Origin of the sequence: Parapedobacter pyrenivorans (assembly GCF_014636865.1) — a bacterium.
Lineage (GTDB): Bacteria > Bacteroidota > Bacteroidia > Sphingobacteriales > Sphingobacteriaceae > Parapedobacter > Parapedobacter pyrenivorans.
In genome coordinates this window covers 100087-117728 of sequence record NZ_BMER01000004.1, presented here as the reverse complement: position 1 = coordinate 117728, position 17642 = coordinate 100087, and the positions used below count along the sequence as shown (strand labels likewise).

Below are 17642 nucleotides of genomic sequence, written 5' to 3'. Positions count from 1 at the left end.
TTAGTGCTGGTCTGAAATAACAAATACGTATAAAAGCGCCGGTTCAATCCGCGCTTCCACGCCGATATCCCGCAAAATTTTAAACCATTCTTGTTGGGAGGTAGGCCATTTGTCAAGCTTTATATCAAAGGCCTGTGTCATCCCGGTTTTATCCACTACGGGGTATTTAATTCCCTCGGCTCTTTCAAGCATATGCGCCAGATCGGCTATGGTTATGTTTTTAATGTACGAGTGTTTATCGGATGGATCCCGAAAGATTTGCATTTGGTTGCCCCTTGTAAATAAATTACCATTGGGTTTCTGATCCGTCGTCAATACCACGCTGGGGATGTTTCTCTCTTCTATCCGGCCTTCCAGGTTGAAAAAGCGGTTTAGCTCATGATGCAATGTATGGTTAAGTTCGGGCTTTGAGGTGCCATGCACAACGACCGTTTCGAAGGTGTAGGTATATTCCTGCTGCCATTTGCTTAAATAACCAGCTGCCTGATCATGGATCAGCCTACCCGGCTCATTCACTTCCAGCACGCGCCGTTTGGGTTGCAGCGGCAAACCTGAATTTAGTGCTATTGCATATAAATGAAGCAAACTATGGTTTATACAATAGTATCTGGTCTGCGCATTCAAGGAATCATTAACTATTCCTGATTTTGCAGCAAGGCCTTTGATATGCTTACCCCAAGCCGTATAATACACTGGTCTCAGCGTACCGGCGTTTTCCGTTACATTGAAAATCGGCATGTTGTAATCATGATTGAGTTTATCTTCTTTGCGAAACAGCGTAACACTGGGTTTATGTAGGGATTTTTCAATGTTTATCGCCGTGACGTATTCCGAAGGTGTATACGAATTGACATTTCCGTGCGGGCCTATCCACACATAATGCGGGAGCAACTGATGCGGAAAAGCCTTGTGAAGTACGGAGTCTTCAACTGCATAAACTAAACTAGAATTTAAGACAAGCGGATTCTTCTTTAAAAACGAATTAACTCGCTGTCGGCCCTGAAAAGTAACCGGAAGAACAAGTAAGCTATCATCAAACAGCTGGCTCAACGAATCAAGCCTTGGAAAATTCGATATACACGCACCACATCCGGTATGCCAAAAATCCAAGATGATTAGCTTGCCTTTATAATCGCGCAGCGTTATAGTATCCCTCCCCTCCGGATGGTTTACCACCTGCAATGGTAGGTGCCACAACGCTTCGGGGATGGTATCCCCGATCTGTAATGGCGTAATGCTGTCTGTTTCCATTGCGCGTTGCGCACTCGGTTGTGCATATAAGCCATTGAACCCGGAAAACACGAAAAACGCCACCAACCCCAAAGCGAGGCCCAGCCCGCTACGGGCTGGGGCCTTCGCATGGGTACAAACACATGATTCTTCAATATTTTTTCGACTGCCATGCCGATGGCCACGTCTTTTGCTAGGGATTTCTTCGGTATGGCTTCGGAGCTCCGACTGGACTTGGTTTGGTCTTGGTTTGGACTCCGACTGGGCTTGGTTTGGTCGGCGTCGATGGAGTGCAGAACGAGTTAGCACGGAGCTCAACCCAAGCTCCGAAGCGGACCCCAAGCAGGCTCCAACAAGTCCCCACCCCATCCCTTGCCTATCCGTATGTCCCTTTCTCCCGCTATATAGCCGCTTACCCTTCGCTAAAGTATCGCTTTTGGGCCTTTTTACCGAAGTATATGCGGGACATATGGGGATAGGACCCGAAGGAAGGGTAAGGGAAGGTGGGCTGAAGCACGGGATTGGCAGGGCTTTCCCAACCACGGACATACCTTTACCCGACTTTCTCCTGACCTTGTTCTGCCATCCGCTATCCCCCGGGTATCCCCTAGCCGTGCGGTGGCTAACGATTTTATAGCGACGGGTTAGCCAGGCCTTAGCCAATCCATAGCAGATGTCAGGAGAAAGTGGGAAGAAAGTACGGAGAAAAGCCGGAAGTGTTTGCGAGTTTCCTGCGCAAATATTTTGCGTATCCGATGTGTATTGTTGATGTATATGGTCAATTGCTTGTGTTCGCTTTAGGCAATACAAGCCCACTAAGCGTAAAAATTGCTTCATCTAATATTTGATTTTAGGTGTAAGAAAAATGGTTAATTCAGGTTTCTTACACCGAATCAAACGGGTTTGCTGATGATGTTTTTATAAAGATTTTTCGTGGAAACTCTCCACGGTTTGGATGATACCGTTCTCTCCTCTCTTATTTGAGATGGAAAACTAACAGGTCGTAAAAATAAAAAACTCGCTTTCATAATGGTTAGTTTGAAAACGAGTCTCTCCGATATGTAGAGCACGGAAACTATAGCAGGCCCTATCAACCGCACTACAAGGCTCTGACCCCTCACAAAACGGATTTACGATAGAGCCCACAGCGCTATAGTCGTACAAAAGTACGCAAAAAGCAACTATGGGCATTAACCTATCGCCTCGTCTGTGATTAATTGTCAGAGTTTGTAGTCGAGACTCTTTGTTAACACTCGTCGGATTGGAATTATTTACCAACCACAATGCAATGATACAAAATTATTTAAAATAATAAAAACATTTTTGCATTCAAACTATTAACAAGGCAACAGGGAATTTGGCTAAATGAAAGAGCCAGTCCTAGTACCTGCTATAGTACTTTATATAATCAACAGAATACGGCAAATAAGAATGGAATTGGGTTTTACTCAAAGGGATGTATCTAGGATTTTGTATCCTGACTCTGACAACAACCTTTTAGGAAGTATTGAAAGCAGTTTTAGAAAGAATGGATTCACCGATGAAAATCTAAATAAACTGGCACGTGCGTTTTCTAAACGGGCGAGGATTTTGGGATTAGATCATATGTACACATTGGAAGATTTCTATCCAGCTAACGCAATGGATGAAATATTGGTTCCTAAAAAGGTAATTGATATACCCAAAGAACTTAAACAAACAGGAATGCTTCATCTCCTTTTAGTAGAGAAGAAAGAAAAGTTCTTCAAAGATTGGCATACCGTTTCTGAGATTGCTGCATTCTGTGGGAAGCAAGCTGATAAAGTTTGGACCAATAATGATTTCACAGCAATCGTGAAGGTAGCGGTGGACGAAGGCAAATTAATCCGCAAGAGCGAAGAAGAAGCGTTGTTTAAAAGGCCATAGATTTTTATTAAATTGCCTCCGTGACCAGAACAAAGAATTGGCATGGATAAGCCTAAGCCTTTCAAGAAAAACACCAAAAAACAAATTTTCAATGGCCTCGCCTTTGAAAAAATTTACCGTACAAAAGCTTTTCGTGAAAAATGGGGATACTCCGCGTACGAATGCTCTTTCTTGTTGGGTAAGCACGACTTTTTCTTCCGCGATGCGGAAGATCCATTTGAGAACACCCATTTTAACATCATCGACACGAACTATCTTGAGCTGATATTCAATGAGCCTCTATCCACCTTCTCGCCACCGGTAGTTGAAGAAGATACCTATCACCTTAAGGTGACTAAATATCGAAATGAAGTTCGGCTTTGGGTTTGGGAAATAACCAAGAGAAAAACTCCAACCAGATGGGATGAATTTATCGATCCGCGAAACGAAAAGAATAGAGACGTATACGAACCATTCACAACGGTTATTGAGGAAAAGAAATTGGTCGAGCTTCCGACACCGTTGAATGTTGTGCCATTTGATGAAGTACAAAGTTTCATTGATGCGCTGCTTTCGGAAGGCTTCTTCGATGAGACTAAAACCGCCTTGGATATACTGCGGCGATGCCGCAAACATTTCGGTGACAATTTTCATCCCAGAAATATGATTCGCGTAATCAATCATTATACGAATAGGAAAAGTGGGGTGCCATTGCTGGATAAGAGTAAGACGAATGAGTTTGGGAGGAGGGTTTATTTAACTGCTAGTAGGAGACCAGGTGACGACAGCGCAATAAGCGATTTATGAAAAAGAGGGAATACTATTCTATTAGAACTGGGAAAATGGTCTCCGGCCAGGAAATTAATTTACCAGTTCTAAAACGCTTATTTATGGCGGTATACAACAAGATGACTGAAGAAGGCTATTTCCAGAAGTATTTTGGCTATTACTGTGTTGATGGGGAGTGTATAGGAGAATTAGGTAGAGACATCGACTCTATAATATTCATAAATATTCGAAAAGAAAACTTATATCCTGTCTACCAAAAAATAGACAATTACTCCGAAGATGATTTATTTGACGTCATAGAATTTCTTCACGATCACTGCTCTAAAGGCATTGAGGGAGATTATCATTCATGGAACGATTGCGGCTATCATTATCATACCTTCGATGATGAAGCAGGACAGAAACATTTTAGGGAATTATTGAACCTGATTCTAAAAGATTACATGGAACCTTACGAGCTATCAGTGAACGGGGAAATTCTTAGTCTTGGAGACCAAGGGCTACACAGCATATTGACTGCTGGCATCCCGACAAAAGAAGAACAAAACGTTTCATCACGGATCGAAAAATCAATATTGAAGTTTAGACGGTATAAATCCAGTATATCTGAAAGGCATGAGGCCGTCAGAGAACTTGTCGATGTACTGGAGTATTTGCGTCCAAAGGCTAAAATATATTTAGACAAGAAAGATGAAAACGAACTATTCAACATCGCCAACAACTTCGGAATTAGACATCATAATGAAATACAAAAAACAGGCTATGACAAAGCGATATGGTTGAGCTGGATGTTTTATCATTATCTTGCTACTATCCATGCATTGTTGAGGTTAATCGAGAAAAATGAAGCAAGCGTATGAGTGGAAAAATAGATATCGGTAATCCTAGTGAAGGGGGTATACAAGTAATGAAATTCTTTGGTGATAAGGTTGTTGTTCTTAAAGAGCGGGCAATTTATGAAGTCACGGGATTTTCGAGTAATTCTCCTAGCCAGAAACTAATAGTAAACGAGGGAATTAATTCAGAAGTTGTCGGCCGTATCTTTTTAACAGCTTTGGTATTGTTTAAAAAAGAATACATCAAGGTCACTGAAATCGAAAGAATTATACCGCTTGTTAATGAAATTTTATCGGAAATATTTGTCTTAGAAGATGATATCCAAAGATACAATGTTATGGAGAAAAAGGAAATCGACGACTATGAATTGCGAAGGAAAAATAATGAAGATTTCAGGCTACCTAGTATTCTGCATCTGGAACCTCGATGTAAAGCTATAGTTCAGCGTTGTGATCATCTTGAACAAATTTTGATATCAATTCTCTCTATATTCTATGCGGGTGAAAAAATCACAAAACAATCCCATTTTCCAACTTTTGTTGAGATAGTTAAAAATAAATATGGACAAAACAGTCAATTCTATAAAGCTATGGATAGAATAACGTACTTCACAACTATTATAAGAGAATTAAGAAATGGTTTAGACCACAGGTTATCAACAGTAACGGTTTCTAACTTTAGTCAAAAACCTAATAATGATATACTTACGCCGACTATCGAACTAAAGCATAAAAAGGCCAAACTTGAAAGGATAAGTATTTATGAATTTCTGAAAATATTAACGCCAAATTATCTAAGTATTTTCGAACAAATATTTGTCCATTTAGCCTCATCCTTTTGCGCACACCCCAATGTAGTTGCAGTAGGTCTAATTCCTGAAAGCAAAAAAATGTATAAATATCTTGATTACTCTTACGTCCTCAAGTTTGGCGATATGGGCGAGTTTTATGATCAATCGTTTTGAACAATAATGGTATTTTAATCTCAACCTATATCCCAAATGAAGAAGTTGAAGATTATATCAAATAAACATCTTCCAAAAGACAACGATTATCTGTGGAGATATATCGATATCCACAAATTCATTTATCTAATCAATTTTAAAAGATTCGTATTCAACAGAATGACTTCATTTGAAGACCCCTTTGAGGGAATCACTACCGAAATTATTCGCAAAATCGTTAAGCTCTCTAGTCAATATAAGGAAGGAGATTTCAATATTACAGAAAACCTCCTTTCCGCCTTTAACAAAAACAAAGATGGTACACAAACAAATTTAAGCGGGAGAACACAAAAAATCATAGAATTACAATCTACTCATTATGTATTGTGTTGGTTTCATGAAGTACGGGAATCAATGGCTATGTGGAACCTATATTCAAATCAAGATGGTGTCGCTATAAAAATCCCTTTCAAGAACTTAAATGAATCTCTTGTTCCTGATCCAGACACAAAAATACCCATTCATAATTTCTACTGTGGAAAAGTAGACTATCAAGATTTTCTAGATGAAGACAAATTTTCACAAGAATCTCTCAATAAAGTAAAGAAGGTCGGTCTTAGGAAAGACAAAAGTTACGCACATGAAAAAGAGGTAAGATATGTTATCAAGATAAATAAATCCGTATTGTTAGAAAACAAGGAGACAGCCATGATCCTATCTAAACAGATAGATTTATCCTCACTTGAGATGAAAGTTGTTTGTCATCCCCGTATGGAAAAATGGAAAAAAGAAAATATTAAAAAAATATTACGCGATGCTAAATTAATAAACAGTTTTTCCGTATCGGAAATCCAATTACGGTCATAAATATATAAATAAACGCAGTAAGCATATAAATCACAGCTATTACCTGAAATTCAAAGACCTCGTTGCAGAAATGCGCTCTGTAAAAAACTAAGAACACCCAAATAAGGCATGTAAAGGTTAATTATTGGAATCATGAGAAACGCTTTCAGTGGATATACTTATCAGCAGCAGGTTACTTTATTGTTTCTGTCCAAAATGGATGTGGAACGAAAAATTAAGCATATATCCATAGAAGCAGATGTTAATCACAACTTTGATGATATTCACCTAACTACAGACAGCGAACACTATTTTGTACAGATAAAAGACTTTGCTGGAGTAAAATTATCTGACATTGAAATATCGAACAACCAAGTTAAAATCAAAAACAACACGCATCAACTTTCAAGCCATATCAATATTTTATTTTTTAAGGAAATAGATATAGAAACAAACTGTAAAATTTTTGGAATAAACGCTTTACAAACAGATAATCTGTTTATTGTGAGTATTGATCGAATGAAAATTGACGGCATTACAGATAAGTTATACAAAGCTAATGAGAACCGAGAAAGAATAATAAAACAGTATTTTAATGAAATACTCGACAAACGAAAATGGACGATTGATTTGATTGACCTTCCATCTATTCCCGTATTTAACACCAAACTCACAGAGAAGACTGTAATCGTTGGACGAGGCATTTTGCTTAAAGAAAATATTATATTTATAGAAGGCAAGCCAGGAGTTGGGAAAAGCCATTTGGTCGAAGAATTAAAGAATAAAACCCAATCACCGCTTGTATACCGATTTTGGATAGGTAGTCAAGACAAAGATTATCTAACTCGGTTAAAGTATGGTCAGTTTCTTTTTAATATTTCAAAGCTTTTGTTTCACGATCAGAAGCATTACGATGAGACTCGAATATTAGAGAAATTAAGAAAAAGTAAAAACACAATTATCATTGACGGCCTTGATCATGTAGAAAATTACAACAGCGGGGAATTGGAAAATTTCATTCAATTTATAGATAAAGCCAAAATATACAACAAGATAATTGTACTATCCAGACCGCTGCTTTTTGAAATTAAATGGAGGAAGATTGTTCTAAAAAACTGGAATAAGGGCCAAACAAAGAAGGTATTAAACTCTCTTTTTCAAATACAAGAGCATCAAATCGTCGAAAAAATATACAGGATTACCAATGGCTACCCAATACTTGTAAGATATATTGCTGAACACTTTAAAAAAACCAAAGAACTTCCCATCATTAACAGCTTACAAAGTATAGACGAGTACTATGGTACAGTGCTGAAAAATGAAAAAGGGCTTACCTCGTTATCGTTGTTTTTATGTTCTTACTCCTATTTTTTCAAATCAGAGATTTCACTACTGATGGGAGAAGAACTTGGCTCCTATATTATAGAATTTGTTAATGAACACCCTTACCTATTCGAAATTAGGCTGAATAGAATCACATTGTTCCATGACAGCTTCAACACATATTTAAGAAGGAGGACTACGAATTTTTCGAGAACGAAGCAAAGGGTAAATACGAAGGTTACGAACTCAATCATGTCTGGCGAGATTAAGTATTTATCGCGACTAAATTCCTTTAACCTACCGATAAACGCCGAAACAAAAATCTTCAAAAAATATACTGATATCAATTATTTCGAAGAATTGCTCTCCAAAACAATTGACATTGAAGGCTTAAGAGCGTTTTACAACCAGCTAAGAGACAATCTTTCAGATATCAGTAAAGATGAAATAACCCTTGGAAATATTTATGATTTTTCCTTGATCATTAACACAATCAACAGAGACCACATTTCGACATCAAACGATTTCTTGTTCACCTATCTGACTTATTTGGACTTCTTAGGTTTTGACGAAGAATATATAACCAGTAATGGTTACCTATTTGCAATGTTGTATTATATCAAAAGTGGAGACAATTCTATCCTTTACAATCTACATAGTGACCAACATTATGATACTTCCCAGTTTAAAGAAAAGCTCGAAGATGATATCAACAACGAACGTGAATTTTTTGACAGGCAAAGCAAACCAGGATCTGTGGTGCAAATCAAAAAATTGTTAAACACTGATTTCGACCAGTATACTTATGAACGTCTTAGGTTCATCTTGATAAACCTTTATCTTCACAAAAACATTAACGATTTTCAAGATTTTACAGACATTATTACGGAATATGTCGATAAAAGCGAAATATCTGCGATTAATAGGCTTGAAAATCTTTTTCAGAAAAAAGGTTATAGCCTTTACCAAGCAAGTTGGATATTGAATGAAGCGAAGGACAATATCTTTGCATTGGGCTACATTCACAAAAATAATGACTATTTAAATTTAGATTTTGAGGAATTTGTATCCAAATATAAAGCCCAAGGCAGTTTCGACTTCCATAAAAAGATTCTTAATTACATCAGGTTAGTAAATCATCGTAGCAAAAAAATAGACATCAGTCAAATTAGCTCCTTTTGGAGTAAATATTATAACAGGAAAGATTATAGCCTTCATAGCATTTTCAACGCTCTTCCAATATTCGAAAGACTAAATTTCATCAATGAAGAACAATCCATTAACCTAATTACTTCCATTCAGAACCAATCCGAAAAAGGTTACCGACACCTATTGGTGGAGTATATCGAAAATAAGGAAGTCACAATCCTACCATTTATTCACAGCAATTTCAATATTGACAGTTTAAGAATTGATTGGTTTCTGTTATCACCCAAATTTATTAACAAGCTGCCTGAGCAAATTTTTAACTGTCAATTGCACGACACTCTTAGACAGTATGACTATGGTAGAAGCGAAGTAGAGTATCGTGACGTAGAAAATGTAATACGATCCAATCGCGCTGAAGATTTAAAATCAATGCTCGACCTTTTACGATATTATGTACGTATTTCTGATAGAGAAAAGGCAGGTATTCAACGATTAGAAAATGCCGGAATAAAATACGTAACCGCGACAGCAGATAAAAGCACAAGGACAGGTAGCAAAAAAAGATACGACCAAGGTATTCTTGCCGACGAAGACCGTAGCTTTATAAAAAAGCTGGGACTTAAGCCTGCTGAAATTGCAAAATATCCAAATGCGGACTATACTGTTCTGGCAGAATTAGAGTTGTACAAAACTTATCCAAAGAAAATTGTTCGATTAGAAATCAAAGAGATTCTAATTAACGCAATCACTTCTAAATCAAGTGATGGCACATACTTCCAAAGTCTTTATTATTTTCCGGGCAACTGCGTCAAACTTATACATACGTACTGTTCAGAAGTTGATCTAAAACCCTTTTTTGAAAGTTTCCAAAAATTTATACAGCTAGCTTCTTTTGAAATAGAAGGGAAAGCCGATCGACAGACGTCAAGCGTAACAATTAATAATCCCGTTGACTTCTACTAATAAATAAAATGCAAAAGGACTACTTTCTTTTAACAGATAAAATAGCTGAAATCGAATCAAGATTCGTCTCCCGCGATGGTTGGTTAAAGATTTATGGAAGCGACACCATTGACTTTAAAGATTCCGCAGGTATTTTTTGTTATCTGATTTCTGAAAGTAAACGCCAAGCAGAGGGTGAACAATATTCCTGGTCTATTCGAAAAGGTAGCGAAGGCAAACCATCTGTATATGGAGACAATACTTATAAAACATATGACGAAGAAGGCGTTGAGCCCTTTCTGTTTTACAAACACTTTTCATATAACGATGGCTATGAGCATTATATCGATATCTCAGAAGAATTTGTGCTATATTTTAAACTGTATGAGCGAGGCAAGAACAAGCAAAATAGAACATTCTATTACGTCGATGACTACGGAGAATTGGATGAAGTAATAGTGGTCGAACCCAAACAAATTAGAGTTAGAATTAGGTACTTAAAAGAATACATTACCATTCGGGATATGCATCTCGTAGTATGCTTTGATTATATGCGACTTACAAGTGAGATACCTAAAGATTGGCAAGTCGCTTTTAAAGAAGAGCTGATTCAAAATGACTATTCGACTTATAGCCATCTTATTCGCAACATTGCCGGAGAATTTCAGAGCTGGATCATGGGCAAGGTCTTTATCGGTCCTAATCCGATAAAGAAAACTCATTTTGACCCCGAATATAAATATGAATCTTTCATTACAGGGTATGACGAAGAAGGCAATCTAATTTATGAGAGTTGCGACGCTGAAAGGATTGACTTTAAAACTACTTTCTTTAAAAAAGAGGTTCTTGATAAGTATTATAACGACCCCGGCAAATACCAAGTAGACGGATTCGGTGTTAAGTCAAGATTCTTCACATTAAAATGTGATAACAACGTCGGAGAGTACGTACCCGTATTTTTATCAGATTTAAAATCTTTGCCACATACGGAACAACTCCATTGGAAGCAGTATAACATTCCTCCAAAGGCTGGAATGGGGTTAAGCCGTACGTATTACCGGACGATGATCGATGGCAATTGGGCAGAACAGCCAGATGCAATAGATTTGTTCTTTAAAGATAAATACGAAGAGTTCAACAAAAAATGGGAACAGAAATTTGGATGGAAGCTATATAAACCCCTCGCAAAACAAGATGAGCATCTGTTTACGGCCCTTCATTGCATATCATCAAACAACATAAAGGCCTTCTGTGAACAAGCGCTAACCGTCGTCAAATTAACGATAGATAGATTAAATGAGAAAGAATTAGCAAAAGGTATTGAAATTCCTAAAGGCATCAAAGGTATAGGAAAGCTTGAAAAGTTCTTAGAGTATCATGATATTACTATTCCGGACATGTTTGTGTTTTTAAGGCATCTTCAAAGTCTGCGATCTGGATTGATCGCACATAGTTTCAGTGAAACCAATAAAGATTGTAAAAAGGCCATGGAATATTTTGGCTTATCTGATAGTAATTACAAGGACGTATTTGAAGATATTTTAGAAAAATCGATATTCACACTCAATACATTAGAAAAGAGATTCTTACAGTGACATGTAGATTTAAATCAAGAAGTTAGTAATATGCTAAAAAAAGAAAGATATCATGGTGAGGTCTGGTTTTCAGAAAACGAGGCCAAGCGATGCTTTTGTATACTGACATTCAAAGATGGAGAAGTGTCATTAGAAACAAATTTAGTTTCCGATAAGGTACATTACAAGCATCAAACAATACTTGGAGCCTTTACAGGACTTGGATATCTGACTTTTTTGGATTGCCATATTAAATCTACGTCGAGCGGCCTGACAAGCAATGCCACATATCTGCCACAATACTGTTTTATACATCCACATCATTTAGTGGAACCGCGTTCCCTTGTATTCAAAAAGTTCAGTATATCTAATGACGAATTAACTATTTGGCGACAACCAAACCTTGACATAGATTTATCAAATAAAATATTAAATTTCGACACTGAAGAACTCCATTCTTTTAGAATTGAGAACATTAAGTTAGCTATTGAATTGGTCTTTTCGGTAGACAGCACATTCGGGCGGGGCCAATTTAGTTCAAAAACACGAGGTTCGGTTAAATTCACTTCTGATACAACGGTCAAGGTAATTGGTGCAATCGACGTTTATCGTACCTTTCAAAAACTCATTCAATTCATAAGCGGACAGACCTGCCAGTTTAATTATTTCAATTTCCAATGCTTGGATTGCGAAAGCTGGGGAAGTCTATATTTCCAGGATGACGTATATAAGGGTAGCACCTTTACATATTTTACAATCGATTTTAATGATTTATTGCCGGATTTACCTCGCCTATTTGACAGCATATTTAACAACGAATCATTTTCCTTTTGTGTCACCAAGCTATTGGACAATCAAACTACCGGAAAATTAAGTCATAGTAAAAGATTTACCAATTCCATCTCATGCTTGGAAGCATACGGCAAGCGTTTTGGACAACAGAAGAAACCCACACTCAAACAATTTCTTAAAGACAACGACGAACTCATCATTAAGATGACAGACGTTACAAACGAAAACCTAGACGATTTTGTTTCAAATATCATTCGATCCCGTGACTACCATGTTCACAGTAATATAGAAAATCAAAATATTTTCTCAGATTTCGAACTGCTCTATATCAGTCTAGTGCTAGATATCATTGTTGCTATCAGATTACTCCAAGAAATTGATGTTTCTCAGATCATTATCGATAAGATAATTAAAAAAGGACGATCAGTCTATAGGGAAATACAAGCTGTAAATAGAATTTTGGGGTATGATTATTTGCGTCAAAGTCAGTTGGAAAATTAAAAATTTGGAAGTCTTATATTCGCTTCTTACCTTTGGAAAAGTGCACAAGTAGTCTGAATTTATTTTTAAAAGAAGGCATCTTCTTATAGGGAGTGGTATTGTCTTTCTTTAAGTAGGAACCACCCGAACTTTCTACGAAAGTTCGGGTGGTTCCTACTTGACGAGAAAAATAATAACGTTATACTACCCCCAGTGCACGGGCGGCTCCACTAAAGTGGAGCCGCCCGTGCACTGGGGGTACTTACCCGTAATTCATACAAGGAAGAAATGTGAAGTTGGGGAATGACTTTTTATTGATATAATTATACCATTTATCTAAATATCAATATTTTAATAATATTTTTAAAACTAGGCTGATTACCACTTCTTATAGAAGTTGGGGAATAAACCCAGAAAGTTGGGGAATGAATTCTTAGCTATGTGCCGTCTCCAAGTGGCTATAAATCTCACCTTCCAAATTGCCTTCATTAGAAAAAAATTGCGGAGCCAACCTGTACGAAGTTGTGTTACCCCTACCCTCCTTGACCAATACGCCATCGGAGACTAATTTTTCAACCAGAAATTTAACCTGCTCCCGTGTATAGGATGTTCCAAATGTATCGACTATAGCCCCCATACGGTTTGTGTCATCCTTATTCTTAAACAGGTTAGCAATGATACCAATTTCATGGGCGGTATAATTGCCTACCTTGGCAGATTCGGCTGTCAGGGCTTCATATAAACCTCCAAGAACATATCTCTTACTTTTATTAGAACCAACACGAGCAACCAACCCAAGTGCCACAAGCCTTTCTAAACTACTTGTATATTCAGGACGGATGGATAATCCGTCACGAACGACAACCAACGTCATGATTTCATATACTCCCAAGTGTTCCCCTTCATCCAATTGTTCGGCAGCCAGCTGACAAAACTGGCGAAAGTTACCATTAATAACTCGGTGATCCAGGACCAACGATACCTGAAACGGGTCGGAATAGCTATAATCTGGCATCGGCTTCCCTTGCTGTAGCGTAAGAGCAAATATCTTATCGACACCTTGTCCAGAGCGCTCGACCAAACCGGTTTTAAGCAACACATCGGCAATCAATCGACTGCGTGGGGTGCTGCTTACGGAAAGTAGATTTTCTATGGAAACCCCTTTTGGGAAGCCTCCGGGGTTGTTAATAACGAGTTTACGGGGGTATTGCTTGACAACCACCTCAGACGTCAACCGGTAGTCACGGTGGGTAACCGAATTCAAAAGCCCCTCACGTATAACCAATTCGTCAAACACCTGAATATCGAAAATATAAGGACCAACGCTGTGATGATCTAACGAATTACGTGAATGAATCAATTGCCAAGCGCGGTCAATAGCGATGAACAAAGGGTCACATATTTCCTCACGCCAATCAAAAGGAATCTGCGACTCTTGATTTCGGTATTCCAAAATAATTTTCGCTTGGGGTAAATATCGTTGTATTACATCTCGTTTACCAAGCAAAATCAACCCAGCATAGGTAACTTTGCCGTCGATAATCAGCCCAAGATCATTAAGTGCATGCAGGTTTGAAAGTGACCTGAACGCAGGGTTCTGTTGTTTTTGCGCATACTGTGCTTTTAGAATTTCCATAGCCTCGTCGTCTAAATCGGAAATAGTAACACCAGTACAGAACGTAGCCGAAAAGTCTGGCTCCGATTCCGAAAGCACCTTAAACATTTCCTCATCTGACATATTGCGCAAACTATCTCCCACCCGCATTAATGGAACACCTTCAAACTTCATTAATTTGCCAACGGGGCGTGATGGCACATGGAATACAACTATCCTCTTATCACCCTCAAACAGCTCTTCTATAACCACCCGCATCTGTAAACGGGAGTAAATATCATCGGCTGTTTCGCCAATTTTACCTACTGCAAAATCGGTGCCGACCACTAGGTGCGGCAATTGATCTGCCATACCCAACACCAACATTCCACCCCCTTCGTTGCTCAATGCGGTAATGTACCCTAATACACATTTCCTCCGGCTGGACTGCTCGCGATGCGAGCCGCCATTGTACGGAAAGTTCCGTTTAGCTTCCTTGAATTCAATATTGTCTTCGCTCTCCCTTAGGCGTTTAAGTTGCTCAATAGTCATTTAGATTGGTAGTTGTTGAGAGACAAATATAGAAAAAATGCAGAGATTCATCGGTTGTTAAAACTATTCAAGTAATACTAGCAACGTATTGATTTTCAATTCGGCATCTCGAATGCATTGATAACGTATTTCGTTACGGTCCAAAACTCCTTTAACTTGGGCAAAATGTTCGTCTCCGACATATATCTTGTCAAGATGATTCAGTTTATCCCTTAGCATTTTTTGTGTATCCAATAGCAAAATCTGATTTACATTATACTTTCTTATATTCATATCATTACAGTACTAAATCATCATTTCAGCCATTCTTCTAAACCAACTCTCCACTTCTCCTACTGAATCACGTTCTTTAATCATAAGCGAGGTCATATTGGGAAAGGCATTGTTGGCAAGGTAGGTCTTTGCAGTGTTATCCTTAAGTCTACCGTCAAGTTGTTTTGCTGTGCTATAAGCTTCAGCGAAAATTTTCGGAACGGTCCATCCATCTTGGGGATGATCATTTACTACGACTTCGACACCACATCCCTCAAGAATAGCTTGGCAATGCAAATAACATTCTATCTCATACTTATTAGTCAACGTTGCGTAAGAGCCATCTCCCCGAGCATTAACTTCTTCAACAGATGCAGCATATCTAGCAACATCAGCATCATACAAATGAAATTCTTTACAACCTATTCCTTTCAGGTAATGTTGATCAACCCAATGCTTTAACGTTGATCCTCCTAGCAATACGAAAGCAACACGAGGATCGGTAGATAAATCGGGTATAGTGTGATCTTCTAAATACAACGCCCTGCTTAGACTCTTTAAAGCCTGTACGTCTGTTGGTCCTTCAACACAAATCAGCAACTTCACCCGGCTGTCTGGAGTCAATCCTAATGCCGCAGCGACATCCGCAAAAACATCAACACCCGCTTTTACATGCAAGCTACCATTAATATTCTCTATATATCGTATGCTATCGACCGGTAACTCTGACGCCAAGCCAGGGCTATGGGTAGTTAAAAGCACTTGACAACCAGGCTCGGCAGCTAGACTTTTGAATGATTCTATTAATATGCGCTGATTATTCGGATGCTGAGCCGTCTCTGGTTCTTCGATGGCGTAAATGATGCTTCTCTTATTATTGGAACGCAACCGACGTTCTGCTTCTGCCTTAAAAAAGCTAACTAATATCATCCTTCTTACGCCACTTCCGCGTTTGTTTAATGGGATACCGTCCTCTGTATCCATTTTAACAGTGAAAAGTCCATTCCATTTAGCCGGTGTGGGTGGTGTAAACTGTGGTGCCAATGTTTTCGCCAGTCTTGGATCTAGCTTTTGTAGCGCATCGTAAGTATTCTGGGCAATTTCTTCTGCCTTCTCTCGCACTTTAGTTTGTATGCGATTGATATCTTCCTGAACTTCCGACAAAGCAGCGGTAATAGCGGCTTTCATAGGATCTTGAACCTCATTATCAGCGTCGCTACTGTTTCTATCACTTTGGAACAATGCAAAAAATGGCAAATATGAATCGATTTGCTCCCAAAGGCGCTTACTGTCTTCCTTCGGTTTGGAAACTGCCATTGCAACCTTATCCATTTCAAGAGAATCTGCTGAGCTCCATATTGCTTTGCGCATGCCAGGGTTTCCTTTCAGCGATGCATCCAATCCCAATTGTTTAACCAAACTCTGTAATTCTTTTTCTTTTAAGTCAAGCAAGTTATTATATGGGGTATTTACCGGGTGAAGAGCCAAAATAAAAGCTTCAACGGTCGGTGTCTTTTTACTGCAATCATAAACTTTTTTTATCTCCAATCGACCAAATTCATTTAAAAGAAATTCCTCCTTCAAATTCGTAACCGCTCCTGAATCTAGGACAATCTTTTCCGGCAGATTATCAAACTCGCAGGTAATTGTAACCTCATCACTCGCACTATAGACGTTCGCGTCTGACGAATCTATCTTTACTGTCGCATTATTAAAGAATATTTCAAGTGCTTCCAACACGGTAGACTTACCTACGTCATTCTTACCGACCAGCGTCGTTAAGCTATCTATATCTACCTCGACTTCCTGTTGGTAACATCTAAAATTTGAAATTTTAACTTTTACTAGATTCATAATTTTAGGTTATTTCATGCTGCAAATTTGTAATTCAATTATATTTAAGGCTTACAAACCCTACACGCCCCATACCCATTCTTGACGGCCTCTTTCTTCGTCGTTTTAATCTGGCTTTTGCTCAGATACCGGCATCCTGCCTTGTGGTACTTCTCCCCAGTTGGTGATGTACACCGTGGCATCCTTTTGCTCAGCGACGGCAAAAGTTGCTGCCCTACCCTGCACATCCGAAGCCGCAGGCAGCAAAAGCCCGAAGACGAGAAAAAGGTAAAGGATACGCTTACGCATGATGGTTTGTGGTTTCTTTATTAACGGTTAGCGGTTAGTGAATTCGGTTATTAATTATATGGTATTATTGATCTATCTATTGTTTTTGTTAGGCCTATTGGCTTATAATGGTCGTTATAACATGCAAGGTAAAACATCGGATTGAGAATAACAAATTTGATTACCCAAAGGTAACCGTAGGAATGGTGAGGGCATTACGGGAAACCGGAAGGTGGGAGGATTCGATTAAAAAAGATTTGCAATGCATCCTTATGTTTACTACATTTGTTAGCAAACATATAACCGTAAAACCAATAACCTATGGATAAGACTG

12 protein-coding genes are annotated in these 17642 nt (G+C 38.4%); 8 read left to right on the top strand and 4 right to left on the bottom strand.

The genetic code is table 11. The annotated features are described in order from the left end of the window. Positions 1-2067 (bottom strand): DUF3738 domain-containing protein, encoded by a 2067-nt coding sequence (locus IEV98_RS17610; RefSeq protein ID WP_188507348.1) that lies wholly within the window; start codon positions 2065-2067, stop codon positions 1-3. Positions 2068-2661: 594 nt separating this feature from the next. Between IEV98_RS17610 and IEV98_RS17605 the strand changes: the two genes are divergently transcribed. From IEV98_RS17605 to IEV98_RS17570, 8 genes are all read left to right on the top strand, one after another. Next, on the top strand, positions 2662-3135 hold the full coding sequence (locus tag IEV98_RS17605) for a hypothetical protein (protein ID WP_188507347.1): 474 nt from the start codon (positions 2662-2664) through the stop codon (positions 3133-3135). Between the two features lie 42 nt (positions 3136-3177). After that, positions 3178-3921, top strand: coding sequence for a hypothetical protein (locus IEV98_RS17600; RefSeq protein WP_188507346.1), 744 nt, complete (start codon positions 3178-3180; stop codon positions 3919-3921). Continuing rightward, positions 3918-4763: a hypothetical protein gene (locus tag IEV98_RS17595; RefSeq protein WP_188507345.1), complete on the top strand. Its 846-nt coding sequence runs from the start codon at positions 3918-3920 to the stop codon at positions 4761-4763. Before IEV98_RS17600 ends, IEV98_RS17595 begins: the two co-directional genes overlap by 4 nt. Then, entirely contained in the window at positions 4760-5704 is a 945-nt protein-coding gene (locus IEV98_RS17590; protein WP_188507344.1) for a hypothetical protein, read from the top strand. Before IEV98_RS17595 ends, IEV98_RS17590 begins: the two co-directional genes overlap by 4 nt. Before the next feature lie 159 nt (positions 5705-5863). Further along, on the top strand, positions 5864-6550 hold the full coding sequence (locus IEV98_RS17585; RefSeq protein WP_188507343.1) for a DUF2971 domain-containing protein: 687 nt from the start codon (positions 5864-5866) through the stop codon (positions 6548-6550). Between the two features lie 132 nt (positions 6551-6682). Next, the gene (locus tag IEV98_RS17580) at positions 6683-9964 is read left to right on the top strand and encodes an ATP-binding protein (protein ID WP_188507342.1); all 3282 of its coding nucleotides are present in this window, start codon (positions 6683-6685) and stop codon (positions 9962-9964) included. Between the two features lie 8 nt (positions 9965-9972). Continuing rightward, the gene (locus IEV98_RS17575) at positions 9973-11538 is read left to right on the top strand and encodes a hypothetical protein (protein WP_188507341.1); all 1566 of its coding nucleotides are present in this window, start codon (positions 9973-9975) and stop codon (positions 11536-11538) included. 30 nt (positions 11539-11568) lie between these two features. Further along, positions 11569-12810: an ApeA N-terminal domain 1-containing protein gene (locus IEV98_RS17570; protein ID WP_188507340.1), complete on the top strand. Its 1242-nt coding sequence runs from the start codon at positions 11569-11571 to the stop codon at positions 12808-12810. Between the two features lie 412 nt (positions 12811-13222). On the opposite strand, the gene IEV98_RS17565 is transcribed toward IEV98_RS17570, so the two are convergent. The 3 genes from IEV98_RS17565 to IEV98_RS17555 form a co-directional block, all read right to left on the bottom strand. After that, entirely contained in the window at positions 13223-14935 is a 1713-nt protein-coding gene (locus IEV98_RS17565; protein ID WP_188507339.1) for an RNA/DNA-binding domain-containing protein, read from the bottom strand. A gap of 285 nt (positions 14936-15220) precedes the next feature. After that, entirely contained in the window at positions 15221-17041 is a 1821-nt protein-coding gene (locus tag IEV98_RS17560; RefSeq protein WP_188507338.1) for an ATP-binding protein, read from the bottom strand. A gap of 105 nt (positions 17042-17146) precedes the next feature. Beyond that, positions 17147-17329, bottom strand: coding sequence for a hypothetical protein (locus IEV98_RS17555; protein WP_188507337.1), 183 nt, complete (start codon positions 17327-17329; stop codon positions 17147-17149). Between the last annotated feature and the right edge of the window lie 313 nt (positions 17330-17642).